The organism is Paenibacillus sp. GbtcB18 (genome assembly GCF_019091125.1).
Taxonomy (GTDB): Bacteria; Bacillota; Bacilli; order Paenibacillales; family NBRC-103111; genus Paenibacillus_F; species Paenibacillus_F chitinolyticus.
Window position 1 is genome coordinate 1 of record NZ_JAGXJX010000540.1, and the last position, 256, is coordinate 256.

General features: G+C 53.5%; 1 protein-coding gene. It reads right to left on the reverse strand.

From position 1 onward, the window contains the following. On the reverse strand, positions 1-256 hold a 256-nt coding region (locus tag KVT34_RS30555; RefSeq protein WP_217563327.1), incomplete at both ends, for a 50S ribosomal protein L11 methyltransferase.

A 256-nucleotide genomic window follows, 5' to 3' on the forward strand; every position in this document is an offset into this window, starting at 1 on the left:
AAAATAATCTCGCCTTCCGCTGCCGTATATTCTTCCCATGTCGGTTTGATCGTTAAACGTTCCGTAATGCGGACAGGTTTAAAGTACTGCTTCCTGGCGTTCGCCCAGTCTTCGTCGTCCACCTCGCGCAGCTCGTAAGACGGATTCCCCGTATCGTTGCCGAATTCGGCCAGCCCTTCGACCGACTGCTTGTGCGTAGTCATAATGGATTCCAGCTCGGTTCCTTCGACGAAGTACCCTTTGATAACGGCGCGGC